Here is a 13,585-nt window from a genome sequence, read left to right as displayed (position 1 = left end):
GTTTTTACGCCAAGGTTGGATGGAAAATGACTTATCTAAATTGTTTTATGATATTCATCCAAAACATAACTCTTTTGTAGTGCAGTGACTATATCAAAAATCTTGTTTGATAAAGATCCTCTGATCATAAGTCCAACCACTGAGACATCAACATAATAGCCTGTTAGTTTACTTCTAAATGAAAGAAAGGTCATTATTAATGTGTTAAACGACTATTTAGGTGGGCTGCTATTGATTCATTCAATAGCTAGTTGAATAACATGGATAATGACCGAGCAAATACTTATTACCTAAAACTCATGACTCAAACCGAATGTTAAATTAACAGCGAATAGAAAGTAGTTTTTCGAATAGCGTAGGGCAGCATGACTATATATAGCTTTTCATGTGGCTTTTCTGACCGATAGTCTTGAAGTCTTTCAAAATCCTATTTTGTACGAGATAGACATTATCAACGATTGAGTTTGTAAGATAACTGGTCTAATATGTTACGCTTTGTTACTACATTATTCTTATTGTGGCATCGTTATTTTTTCGCTGAGGTCATGTTCAATTTTAGGTAATGATGACTTTTTATTAGCCAGTCGGGGGCGACACTTATGAATGCAATTGAACGCTATTTTGGGATTAATGGTGAAAATACCACGATCAAAACAGAAATCATCGCTGGTATAACCACGTTCTTGACGATGGCCTATATTATCTTTGTCAACCCTAACGTCTTAGCCGATGCAGGTATGGATAAAGGGGCCGTATTTGTAGCGACCTGTATAGCAGCAGCAGTAGGTTGTTTCATCATGGGTATCTACGCCCGACTACCAGTTGCGCTGGCACCAGGTATGGGGCTTAATGCTTTCTTTACCTATGGTGTGGTGCTTGGTATGGGCTACGCGTGGCAGACAGCGTTAGGTGCGGTGTTCTTGTCTGGTTGTATCTTCGTACTATTGAGTCTATTTAAGATTCGTGAAGCAATCATTAATGCCATTCCAACGTCTCTTAAAAACGGCGTAGTCGCTGGTATTGGTGCGTTCTTGGCGTTTATTGCATTGCAAAGTGCAGGTATCATCGTCAATCATGATGCAACCTTAGTTGGCCTTGGTGACATGACGTCATTTGGTCCTGTCATGGCTTCATTAGGTTTTGTTGTTATCATTGGCCTGTCTTACAAGAGAGTCCCAGGTGCGGTAACCATTGGTATTTTATTGGTTGCACTGATTAGCTTATTAATGGGCTATACGCAGTTCACAGGTATCATCTCTTCACCGCCTTCTATTGCACCGACGCTGATGCAGTTAGACATTGCTGGTGCATTTGATGTGGGCATGATCAGTGTTATCTTTGCTTTCTTATTTGTCGATTTGTTTGATACTGCTGGTACTTTGATTGCTACCACTAGCCAAGCAAAGCTAACGGACAAAGATGGCAATATCCCGAATATGGGCAAGGCACTACTCGCTGATTCAACAGCGACAGTAGCGGGTTCTTTACTGGGTACTTCATCGACGACCAGTTATATTGAGAGTATCTCTGGTATTGCCTCAGGTGGCCGTACAGGCTTAATGGCTGTTACGGTAGGTGTGTTATTCCTGTTCAGTATTTTCTTCTCGCCACTAGCGGGTATGATTCCAGCTTATGCAACGGCTGGCGCTATCTTTTATGTAGCCGTGCTCATGATGGGTACCCTAAAGGACATTAACTGGAGCGACTTAACAGAAGCAGCACCAGTGGTCGTGGTATTGCTATTCACGCCGCTTACATACTCTATCGCTGACGGCATCGCACTTGGTTTTATTACCTTTACGGCTGTAAAAGCAATTGCAGGTAAGTTTGCAGATATCAGTATCGCTGTCTGGATTTTAACTGCTATATTGTTGTTCAAGATTATTTTCTTATAATGCAAAGTGTAGTAAGACATTAATAGTGTCTTAAACAAGAAACCCTCCTTATCAGCTGATGATAAGGAGGGTTTTTTTTGTCAGCATTATAAGACTATCGTCTTAATTTAATCCCGATATTCTTATGGTTAATGTTTAGTATTTCTGATACCAGTATTAAGTAGGGTGATGCCACACTATGGGCAATAGTAAACAAAAAAACGTAACCAAAGCGTCATGGCCAATAAAGTGCTTGTAAGTTATTGTTATTTAGATAGAAATTAATTATTTGAAAATGATTAATTTCGTTAGTTTGAAAAAAAATTTCGTGATATTATAGCCGAGTTAAGCGCATCACCTCAATCAACGCCGTAGAGGTTTTTCTTACAGTGAATTAGCATCATCAAAGATGACAGATTTGTAATTATTAGAGCGATTTTTCGGTTCAATAAGGCGATATTTGGTCATCACACTCCTTTCACTACTAACAAGAAGAAGGCACTAATGCCGCTTAGCTTTTCGTTGTTGCCTTTGTATTGTTAACGTAGCCCGTTTAACAGTCGAACGACCTACTTAACCGTCTCCAGCCTATGCTGGATTTTTAGTTTTGTGATGGCGCCGTTTGGTCTTTTGATTATTGCTGTGAATATCCGTCAGTAACCACTATTTTTTGATAGCGGTTATGAGCAGTTATACAGGACGATCAGACTTCCTAAAGCACCATTTATTATGGTTTTTAAACGATAGTTATGGAGTTATTATGAACCCAGTAGACCAGTTTACCCCGCAAGAGCCGATCTTGTTTAATCCTGTTGATATGCTGTCGCCTGAGTATCTCGCCCAGTCAGCAGAAGAGCTAAATAAGCGTATCTCACCGCTATATAGCGCCGATGAAGAACGTTGGTTGTCTGAGTTATTGCCACTTGCCAAACCCAGTATAGAAGAACGCGATGCTGCTGCTGAGCAAACGCGCAAACTGGTCGAGCACGTGCGTAATGATGGTAAAGCCGTCAAGATGGTTGACTCATTATTGCTCGAGTATAGCCTTGATACCCAAGAAGGTATCTTGCTCATGAGCTTGGCAGAAGCCTTGATTCGTGTACCAGACAACTATACGGCTGATGCGTTGATTCATGACAAAATGAGTGTGGCTGACTGGAAAAAGCACATCAAAAATGACAATGGCTTTATGGTCAATGCCTCTACTTGGGGCATGATGATGACTGGCCGCGTTGTCAGTATTGACAGTAGCACCACTGCATCAGGTTTCTTGGATCGCATGACTAAAAAGATGGGCGAGCCTGTCATTCGTAGTGCGATGCAAAAAGCCATGCGTATCATGGGTCATCAGTTTGTATTGGGCGAGACCATCGAAGACGCCAATAAAAACAGCCAGCCATATCGTAACAGAGGCTATACCTACTCATTTGATATGTTAGGTGAAGCGGCCATCACGCATAAAGATGCAGAAAAATACTTCAACGACTATCTACATGCGATCAGAGCTACGGCCAACGTAAAAGTTAAAGAAGGTATGCCAAAGCCGTCAGTGTCTATCAAATTATCAGCACTGCATCCTCGCTATGAAGCCACGCAAGAGGCGCAAGTAATGGGCTTATTGCGTCAGCGCTGCCTGCTATTGATTGAAGCGGCACGTGAAGTCAATGTCGATATCAGTATTGATGCTGAAGAAGCAGATCGCCTTGAGATTTCTCTAAAACTGTTTGAGTCTTTGTACCGTGATAATTTAACGGCGGACTGGGATGGTTTAGGTATCGTTGTACAAGGGTACTCTAAACGCGCTATTGCTGTATTAGCGTGGCTTGCTCGTTTGTCTACTGAAGTCGGTGATCGTATTCCAGTACGTCTAGTTAAGGGCGCTTACTGGGATACTGAGATCAAACTTGCTCAGCAAAAAGGTCTATCAGGCTATCCCGTTTGGACACGTAAAGAAGGTACGGATACTGCATACCTTGCTTGTGCGCGCTTCTTATTGTCAGACCATCTGCGCGGGCTAATCTGGCCACAGTTTGCGACGCATAATGCGCATACACTGTCATCAATCATGACCATGAGTGCACATAGAGACTTTGAATTCCAACGTCTGCACGGCATGGGCGATGCGCTTTATGATCATATTTTGCAAGCTTATGAGATTCCTGTACGTATCTATGCTCCGGTGGGCGCGCATAAAGACTTGCTACCGTACTTGGTACGCCGCTTGCTTGAGAACGGTGCCAACAGCTCGTTTGTTCATCAGTTGCTAGACAAGTCTTACCCAATCGAAAAGCTAACGGTCCATCCATACGACAAGCTGCTTGGTAATGCAACATTGCACAATCCAGACATCCCGTTACCGTTAGAGATTTACGGTCAACGCCGTGCAAGTTTCGGCCCTAATATCTTTGTAGAGTCACAATGGCTGCCGTTCAAATCAGCTATTGATAGCCATCTACACAAAACATGGTCAGCAACCTCTATTATTAATGGTAAAGCTGTTGATACCTACGAAGTGGATGGTCAAACGAATCAACTTGATACGCAAACTGTACTTGCGCCTTGGAACCACGAAGTTAGTGCTGGTAAAGTAACTTATGCCAACGCTGAAGTGGCTCGCCAAGCGATTGACGTTGCTGTTGCTGGTCAAGATATATGGAAAAATGTACCAGCTGCTAAGCGTGCTGAGATATTACGCAAGATTGCTGAGCTATACGAAGAAAACTACGCTGAACTAATGGCACTATGCCAAGTTGAAGCGGGCAAAACCATGCAAGATGGCATCGATGAAATCAAAGAAGCTGTTGATTTCTGTCGTTTCTATGCTGACGAAGCAGAGCGTCTAGATGATGTCGTACATGAGTTTACAGACTTGGCTGGTAAGCAGTCTCGTCAAGTGTATAAAGCACGTGGCACTTTCGTTTGTATCAGTCCATGGAACTTCCCATTGGCTATCTATACGGGACAGATTGTAGCTGCACTTGCTGCAGGTAACACCGTAGTAGCGAAACCTGCTGAACAAACCAGTTTGGTCGCTCACTTTGGTGCACAATTAATGTATCAAGCGGGTATACCAGCAGAAGCATTGCAATTGGTCATTGGTGCAGGTGACGTAGGTGGTGCTTTGACGGCTGCTGACAATATCGCAGGTGTGATATTTACCGGTTCGACTCAAACAGCCCAACGTATCAACCAAAGCTTAAATGACCATGCACAAACCAGTGGCGAATTGCCTGTCTTTATCGCTGAGACTGGCGGTCAAAACGCAATGATCGTTGACTCAACAGCATTGCCAGAGCAAGTCGTTAGAGATGCGGTACTATCAGCATTTGGTTCAGCAGGTCAGCGTTGTTCAGCTTGTCGCATATTATGTGTGCAAGAAGAGATGGCGGATGATTTAATCGAGCTATTGCAAGGTAATATGGCTGAGCTGTCTGTAGGTAACCCTCTATATGCTGCTACAGATGTAGGTCCAGTAATTGATGCTGATGCTAAGCATGGTTTAGAGGCACACATCGAACGTATGAGTGCTGAGCCGACTGCTACTATCTTGGCACAGACGCCGATGAGCTCAAGCTCAGTCGTCAGTCAAGAGAAGTCTACCTTTGTACTGCCAACCGCAATCGAAGTAAAGAGCATCGATGTGATCGGTGGTGAGCACTTTGGCCCAATTCTACACGTACTGCGTTACCAAGCACGTGATTTGAATAAGCTGATTGATGCTATCAACAACACAGGCTTTGGTTTGACTCTAGGTATTCATAGCCGTATCGAAAATACTGTTGAGCATATTGAGCGCCGTGCCTTTGTCGGTAACACTTACATCAACCGTAACCAAATCGGCGCGGTCGTAAACGTACAGCCATTCGGTGGTTGTGGCCTATCTGGTACTGGTCCTAAAGCTGGTGGCCCTCACTATGTCGCACGTCTGATGCAGCTTAGCTCAGAAACAGTCAACGCTGAACAGTCAGCTGCTCATATGACAGCGACCGAAACCCAAACTACCACTCAAACAGAACTCGCATAAGGAGTAGCAACATGGCGACTGAATTCAAAAAAAATCATGCCCAGGTTTGTGAATCTTGGCGATTACTCGGCGCAGTCAACCGCGCAACGTATCTACAAGCAGCCATTCCAAAACTGGCATTGCTCACTGGTGATGCCAATAAAGCAAAGCGCTTATTCAACCATTTGTTGAGCGCTGCGCCTAGCTTGGATGAGATGCATCGTATGACAGGGGCAACAGGCGAGTCTAATGACTTGTATGTGACTGGTCGTGGTAAGACGATGGTCATCGGCGGCGAAACTGCTAGAGCCATGGCAGTATTAGGTCAGCTTATCGCGGCATTGTTGACAGGTAATGAAGTTATATTGCATTGCCCAAGCCAAGATGAGATGTGTAATGAAGCTGCTAAGATATTGCACGATACAGGTATCAGCGAAGATGTATTAAGTGTGGCTAATGATTCGCAAACTGTGACACTTTTATATATCGATCGTCTAGCGCAAGTGGCTGTCTCTGGTAGCCGCAGCGAAGTGCAAGCCGTCAGTCAAGAGCTTGCCAATACTGACGGTATTTTGACGCAGGTTATTAGTGTTACTGATATGGAAGGCTTGTCAGAAATGCTAACGCCTGACTACCTACATCGTTTTGTCACTGAGCGAGTCAAGACTATCAATACCACAGCAATCGGTGGTAACGCGAGCTTGCTTGAGCTTGGTACAGAGTAGAATCACTGCATTAATTACGAATCCGCTTCGCTTTTATATCAACTTTTATAAAGGCTAAGCGGTGTTTGGTAGCGCTATAACTACCAAACTAGTGATTGCATAAGATGTATAAGAAAAAACCGCTATCTGAGTAATTATCAGATAGCGGTTTTTTTTGTTTATGCTGTTTAACTGAAGCCTGATGACAGGATGTTATTCAGCAATATCAACCCATACCCAGCCGTTCTCTAGCCATTCGCTCAAATCATCTGCATCAACATCGGTGACGTCGCTATGTTGTAATGCTTCACCATTGGCCAAGCGTACTAGTACTGCTATCGCCGATTCATCAAGCCCATCGATACGTTGACCATTAGCATACAGTACAGTGCCATCATCGGTCTGGCTATAGAGTAGGCGGTTGCTATAGTCCGCCTGCAATGTGGCCCCTTCTGATAGGGCCTGTATTAGCTCATCGGTATCTAACGTCTCTTCTGGCATCAGCGCATCATATTGGCGTTTACTAACTACTTCAGAAACTGCTTGGCGAATCATATCATCACCGCGATCAGATTGTAGCATCTCTAGTAATTGCGCCTTGATAGCGGCAATACTATCTGCTTGCAATTCACCTGACGCTTGTAGCGCTTGCGGTAGTAGCATCGGGATAAATAGCTTGCTGTCGTTAGTCGCAATATCGGCCACACTATCGATGATTTGCATCAGGTTTGGACGGCGGCAACCAAACGAGAAAGTCAAACAGTCATTTTGTGCTACACCGAAATGTGATAATTTCGGCGGTACATAAAGCACATCACCCGCTTCTAGTATCTCATCAAAAATAAGCTCGCCCATGTCGTCAAATAAACGAAGCGGCTCATCAGCAACAAATTCTGTCTGGTCATCACAGAATTTGCCTAACTGCCAACGTCTAGAGCCATAGCCTTGTGCCAAAAACACATCGTAGTCGTCATAATGCTTACCGACCGAACCACCTGCTGGCGCATAAGAGACCATGATGTCATCGCGCTGCCATTGCGGAATAAAGTCAAACGCTTGCCACAACTGACCAAGCTCTGGCGACCATTGCTCAAGATTCTGTACCAATACGGTCCATTGCTCTGGTAGGTTTTCAAAATCAGTCTCATTCAGTGGGCTTTTTTTAAGTTGCCACTGTGCCTGACCTTCTTTTTTACTGGCTGCTTGAGTCAGCAGTCTTGCGCTAGCATCTTCTTCAAGTGCAAGACCAATCATGTCATCTGGCTCAAACATATCAACTAGCTGCGGCAACCCTTGCTTAATAAGCAGTGGCTTCTTTTGCCAGTATTCAGTCAGGAATTGCTTAGGCGTGATAGAGTCGGGTAAACAAAGAGGAATAGAAGTCATTGATAAATCCATATTTTGGCGGTGTACAAGATTAATAATAAGGGATGCTTTATAGGAAGGTTTTAATAGTTTAAGATTGTCATCTATTTGATGTCTATTATTTTGGTGACGTTTATATAGTACATATAAACAATAACGATTATCAAAATAATAGCTGTCATCAGAGCATCCACTCAATCGTAGGAACGTTATGAAAAAGCTGCATTTTGTTGTCATTATCGCTAGCGTGTTTTTGCTACAAGCCTGTGTCCATAAAATCGTCACAGTACCCGCAAAAATCGCTTATAAAACTACCAAAGGCGTAGTTAAAGGAACCGTCGCTGTAGGCAAAGCCATCATACCGGGCGACAGTGATGACGATGATGATAAAAAATAAAACCTTACTTATCGACTATGGGTTTTGAATCAAAAGCAATTGAATCAAAACCAATCATAGCGTTCAAAGTAAGGTTACTATTTATTCAGATAATAGCTATTAAGATAACAACTTAATAAGATAAAAATGCTATCAAGATAGGAGCGAGTAAATAATACTAGGCGCTCCTACCTTTCTAGTCCGATCTTATTACAAGTATACTCTTATCAGTTATTACAGCTTGGCAATCCATTCTTTAATAGCGCGTGCTTGCTCAGCGGCATTACCGATATAAGTAGCAGGCGTCAATGCACGTAAGCGTTCTTTATCCGCATCACTAACCGCCGATAGCTCATCGCTTTCGACAAACGTTAGCATAGCTTCACGAGTCATGGCATTACCACGAGTTAATGCTTTTAGTTTTTCGTACGGGTTTTCAACACGGTAGCGACGCATAACGGTTTGAATCGGTTCTGCCAATACTTCTTGTGCTTGATTCAAGTCATCATTCAAACGCTGTTCATTTAGTTCAAGTTTACCAACACCTTTTAAACAAGCATCAAACGCAATCATACTTTGTGCTAGGCCAACACCGATATTACGTAATACGGTTGAGTCCGATAGGTCACGCTGCATACGTGAAATTGGTAGCTTCTCACCCAAATGTGCCAGCATCGCATTGGCAACGCCTAAGTTACCTTCAGAGTTTTCAAAGTCAATTGGATTAACTTTATGCGGCATGGTAGAAGATCCAACTTCACCATCTTTAAGGCGCTGTTTAAAATAGCCTAAGCTAATATATTGCCAAATATCACGGTTGAAGTCGATCAAGATTGTATTGAAGCGTTTAACAGCATCAAACAACTCAGCGATATAATCGTGCGGCTCAATCTGAGTCGTATAAGGGTTAAACGTTAACTCTAAACGCTGATTGATGAATGATTCAGCGTGAGTCTGCCAGTCAACATCAGGGTATGCTGAAAAATGGGCATTGTAGTTACCAACGGCGCCGTTAATCTTACCTAACAACTCTACTTGACCGATTTGCTTGATTTGACGAGCTAGGCGATAGGCCACGTTTGCCATCTCTTTACCAAGCGTTGTTGGACTGGCTGTCTGACCATGCGTACGTGATAGCATTGGTTGGTCAGCATGAGCAATAGATAAGTCAACGATACTATCAGTCACTTGCTGCATTTTGGCAACGACGAGCTCACGGCTGTCTTTTAGCATCAATGCATACGATAGGTTATTGATGTCTTCACTGGTACAGGCAAAGTGAATGAATTCAAGTGAATCGATTAAGGCATCCTGACCACGGAACTTGTCTTTGATAAAGTACTCAACCGCTTTTACATCATGATTGGTCGTCGCTTCGATGTCTTTGATAGCTTGAGCATCTGCTTCGCTAAAATCATCAACGATTGCATTCAAAAAAGCGTTGGTCTGGTCATCAAATGCTGCTAATTCACCAATTGCGCTGTTGTCAGCTAAAGACTGCAACCAACGAATCTCTACCGTAACGCGAGCTTTGATTAGACCAAATTCAGATAAATAAGGACGTAAGCTGTCAGCCTTTGATGCGTAACGGCCATCAATTGGAGAGAGAGCGGTAAGTGGGGTCATGGTTATGCCTCAGTAGTTATGAAATAAAAAACTGCAAGAGTCTAGATAAAAAATTACCATATAAAAAACGACATCGAAATCGTTGCGCGTAATATAGCAGAAATATGATATTAAAAAAGCGGTCTATGCAAATAAAGCGATGTTGATCCTCGTTAAAATCAATCTATTCACTGCATCAACCTCTCTGCTTTAAGTTGGATCTTAGGAATTAATTAAAATCCGCAAGGTGCATCAATAGATTCAATCACTCCGCCGCCCAGACATACTTCATCAATATAAAATACCGCTGACTGACCAGGGGTGACGGCGCGCTGTGGCTCATCAAATACCACGCGCACTTCGCTGCCATCACCATTGGTCGCAAATACGCGACACGCTTGGTCTGGCTGGCGATAGCGAGACTTTTCCATACAGGCTAGACCTTCGTTGCTAAACACATCCGCAGGCGGTAGACCGTCAATCCAATCGAGCTTATAGGCTTTTAGCTCGTTGCTCATTAGCATTGAATGTTCATGCCCTTGACCGACGATTAAACGGTTTTTCTCTAAATCTTTTGCCAATACAAACCATGGTTCTTCAGGACGGTCTTTAACACCGCCAATGCCGATGCCGCCACGTTGACCCAATGTGTAATACATGAGGCCATCGTGAGTACCGATGACTTTATTATCATCAGTAAGTATCTCGCCTTTTTGTGCAGGCAAGTACTGTTGTAGGAAATCTTTAAAGCGGCGTTCACCAATAAAGCAAATACCCGTAGAGTCTTTCTTTTTAGCCGTCGCTAGGTCATGCTCCTCAGCGATCTGACGTACCACTGGCTTTTCAAGCTCGCCAACGGGAAATAGCGTTTTGGCGATTTTGTCACCGCCAACCGCATGTAAGAAATAGCTTTGATCTTTGTTATTATCAAGACCGCGTAAGAGCTGTGCAACCTCATCACCTTCGGCATTGGTATAGTTCACACTGCGGCGCGTATAGTGACCTGTAGCGATATAATCTGCCCCAAGGGTCAACGCATAGTCCAAAAACGCCTTAAACTTAATTTCTTTATTGCACAAGATATCAGGGTTTGGGGTGCGTCCTGCTTTATATTCTGCCAAAAAGTGCTCGAATACGCGATCCCAGTATTCCATAGCAAAGTTGGCTGTGTGCAGCTTCATACCGATTTTGTCACATACGGCTTGCGCGTCTGCTAAATCATCCATCGCCGTACAGTATTCGGTGCCGTCATCTTCTTCCCAGTTCTTCATAAACAAGCCTTCGACCTTGAAGCCTGCCTGTTGAAGTAGAACGGCCGATACAGAAGAATCGACCCCGCCTGACATACCGACAATCACATGCTTGGTACTAGGATTTTCGACATCAGCAAGTGTTAAAGGGCGATGAGCATTAAAAGACTCAGAAACGGTTGTGCTTGAGGTATTTTGTATGGCTGACATAAAACGGCTCAACTATTTATACGTTATCCAAAGTACATGCCGACGCCAAGCGTTATGCAATCACTACAATACGTAGTCTCAGCACAGCAACGTCAGCTTGTCTTTTGGATCTGGTATTATGATAAAATAAACGTCATATTATACCAGTTAATTGAAACTGGTGGCGACCGATGGTGTCTGGCTACTAGTAAAACCACTTTGAAAATTCAGATAGTCATTTTGAATTATTTTAATCACCTTTAACTCATCTTGGAATAATAATGATAAAAATTGGTCAAGGTATCGATGTTCATGCTTTTCATAATAATGGTCAGCAGCAACAATATGTCATTCTAGCAGGTGTGCCTATTGAGCATACTCACAGTTTGCTCGCACACTCTGATGGGGATGTGGTCTTGCACGCATTGGCTGATGCGCTTCTTGGTGCATTGGCGCTTGGCGATATCGGGCAGCATTTTCCCGATACCGATGCGGCACATGCTGGATTGGATTCACGAGTATTGCTACGTTATGTCTATAGTAAAGTGCAAGAGGCTGGTTACAGCCTAGGCAATGCTGATATTACGGTGATGTGTGAGCGTCCAAAGTTAGCGCCGCATAATCTAGCAATGCGTGCCAATATCGCTAGTGACCTGCAAACGGATATTAGCAATATTAGTGTGAAAGCGACCACGACTGAAAAATTGGGATTTACGGGTCGTCAAGAGGGCATCATGGCCAATGCCGTGGTATTATTAGTCCCTAATGCTATCGAACCTATATAGATAGAAATTCGTGCTTGTAATACAGCGGCAGTCGCCCCATGTATCAGCCACGTCTTTACACAATTATTTTATATAAATAATCATTTTAATGAACCGCTTTATCAATAGGAGCTTTTATGAGTGAGCAAACCCCAAACACTGCTGCAAACGACGTTGAACAATTGATCCGTGATCAAATCCGTGACAACAAAGTCATTATTTACATGAAAGGCACACCGCAATTTCCACAGTGTGGCTTCTCAGCGCGCTCTATCGAAGTGTTGACTCAGATTGGTCGTCCATTTGCGTTTGTAAACATTTTAGAAAACCCAGAAATCCGTGCAACGTTGCCAAAAATTGCGAACTGGCCAACGTTCCCGCAATTATGGATTGATGGTGAGCTAATGGGTGGATCAGACATCATCTTGCAAATGTATCAGTCAGGCGAGCTAAAGCCATTGGTTGAAGCAAACAGCCCTGCTGCTTAATACTTGAAAGTGTGAATTGGATGTCTTTAATGTCCAGTTAGCCTTTGCAAGTTACAAGCACAGCAAACCCAGATAGTCATGTGATGGCTATTTGGGTTTTTTTATTGTCGCTATTAGTGTTGTTAGTAGCGTATTTATTATTGTCCCCATTAGTATTTCCACTCGCGTATGTCATTAGGCTTCGTTGTTTTTATAGGATTTACCCCCATATAGTGTCCAAGATATCAGCGATATAAATAATAATTATCAGATGAGTAAGAGAGCTTTATGAATAACCAAACCAGCGAACAGTTAAATGAGCAAAGAGAAGCGGCTGAGCAGGCGGCGATTGAAAAGCGCCGTGAACGTTTAAAAAATGAATCGACACGTATTATTGAGATTGCTAATACTGAGTCATACTCAGCCCTTAAATGTATTCATCAGCTTAGTGTGGCAGGTGGTGCAACTGAAGCGACATATGTTGCTATCGAGCAGCGCATCGTTGTAGACCAAGACCCTGCAGGTGCTTATCATTTGGCACTGTTGGCACAAAACACACCAGATTTGCCAATCGATGCCCGTCAGCTTATCGAATTGGTAGTCAACAAGGGTGATAACCATCAGCGTTTAGCATTGCTTAAAAACTTACCATTACCGCCAGTTGAGCTTATCAAGGAGCAGATTTTGGCCAGTGATGATGGTGAGGCGATTGGTCAAATGAACGCCTATCTACAGATCAATCCAGAAGGGTATGGTAGCCATCATATGCTGTCTAGTGGTCAATCGGATCAGATTGTACCGCTTAGCCCTGGCAAAAATAACCAAAATAATGATCAAAACAGTAACTAGTAAGGCAACAACTAGCAAGACAGTTACCAGAGTAGAGAACTTTTCGCTTAATTTTAATAGTTTTTGTTCTAACGTTTTTTAAGTATCAAAAAATTGTTATAATTATGGGTTATTCAGGGCGTGTCCTTAATCTGAACAA

10 protein-coding genes are annotated in these 13,585 nt (G+C 43.1%); 7 read left to right on the top strand and 3 right to left on the bottom strand.

The window, feature by feature from the left end; translation table 11 throughout:
• Positions 1-599 precede the first annotated feature (599 nt).
• The 3 genes from ACQKCG_RS10320 (at position 600) to ACQKCG_RS10310 (ending at position 6,602) form a co-directional block, all read left to right on the top strand.
• On the top strand, positions 600-1,895 hold the full coding sequence (locus tag ACQKCG_RS10320) for an NCS2 family permease (RefSeq protein ID WP_101204806.1): 1,296 nt from the start codon (positions 600-602) through the stop codon (positions 1,893-1,895).
• A gap of 739 nt (positions 1,896-2,634) precedes the next feature.
• Entirely contained in the window at positions 2,635-5,898 is a 3,264-nt protein-coding gene (gene putA / locus ACQKCG_RS10315) for a bifunctional proline dehydrogenase/L-glutamate gamma-semialdehyde dehydrogenase PutA (protein ID WP_427585391.1), read from the top strand.
• A gap of 11 nt (positions 5,899-5,909) precedes the next feature.
• Positions 5,910-6,602 (top strand): 1-pyrroline-5-carboxylate dehydrogenase, encoded by a 693-nt coding sequence (locus ACQKCG_RS10310; protein ID WP_057759629.1) that lies wholly within the window; start codon positions 5,910-5,912, stop codon positions 6,600-6,602.
• A gap of 192 nt (positions 6,603-6,794) precedes the next feature.
• Here the strand turns inward: ACQKCG_RS10310 and ACQKCG_RS10305 are convergent, their stop codons facing one another.
• Complete coding sequence (locus ACQKCG_RS10305; protein ID WP_102092827.1) at positions 6,795-7,967, bottom strand: cupin domain-containing protein; 1,173 nt, start codon at positions 7,965-7,967, stop codon at positions 6,795-6,797.
• A gap of 190 nt (positions 7,968-8,157) precedes the next feature.
• On the opposite strand from ACQKCG_RS10305, the gene ACQKCG_RS10300 reads away from it, so the two are divergent.
• A complete protein-coding gene (locus ACQKCG_RS10300; RefSeq protein WP_057759633.1) occupies positions 8,158-8,343 on the top strand; it encodes an NF038104 family lipoprotein in 186 nt (61 codons plus the stop codon).
• A 213-nt stretch (positions 8,344-8,556) separates the two neighbouring features.
• On the opposite strand, the gene purB is transcribed toward ACQKCG_RS10300, so the two are convergent.
• Positions 8,557-9,948, bottom strand: coding sequence for an adenylosuccinate lyase (purB, locus tag ACQKCG_RS10295; protein WP_427585390.1), 1,392 nt, complete (start codon positions 9,946-9,948; stop codon positions 8,557-8,559).
• A gap of 212 nt (positions 9,949-10,160) precedes the next feature.
• Complete coding sequence (gene mnmA, locus ACQKCG_RS10290) at positions 10,161-11,273, bottom strand: tRNA 2-thiouridine(34) synthase MnmA (RefSeq protein ID WP_427585392.1); 1,113 nt, start codon at positions 11,271-11,273, stop codon at positions 10,161-10,163.
• Positions 11,274-11,647: 374 nt separating this feature from the next.
• Between mnmA and ispF the strand changes: the two genes are divergently transcribed.
• From ispF to ACQKCG_RS10275, 3 genes are all read left to right on the top strand, one after another.
• A complete protein-coding gene (gene ispF / locus ACQKCG_RS10285; protein WP_160021940.1) occupies positions 11,648-12,151 on the top strand; it encodes a 2-C-methyl-D-erythritol 2,4-cyclodiphosphate synthase in 504 nt (167 codons plus the stop codon).
• Between the two features lie 116 nt (positions 12,152-12,267).
• On the top strand, positions 12,268-12,618 hold the full coding sequence (gene grxD / locus ACQKCG_RS10280; protein WP_057759647.1) for a Grx4 family monothiol glutaredoxin: 351 nt from the start codon (positions 12,268-12,270) through the stop codon (positions 12,616-12,618).
• A gap of 267 nt (positions 12,619-12,885) precedes the next feature.
• A complete protein-coding gene (locus ACQKCG_RS10275) occupies positions 12,886-13,446 on the top strand; it encodes a hypothetical protein (protein WP_427585389.1) in 561 nt (186 codons plus the stop codon).
• Positions 13,447-13,585: the final 139 nt, after the last annotated feature.

This window comes from Psychrobacter sp. NPDC078929 (assembly GCF_050267985.1).
Lineage (GTDB): Bacteria > Pseudomonadota > Gammaproteobacteria > Pseudomonadales > Moraxellaceae > Psychrobacter.
The sequence above is the reverse complement of the archived record's forward strand: the minus strand, read 5'-3'. Positions and strand labels throughout refer to the sequence as shown.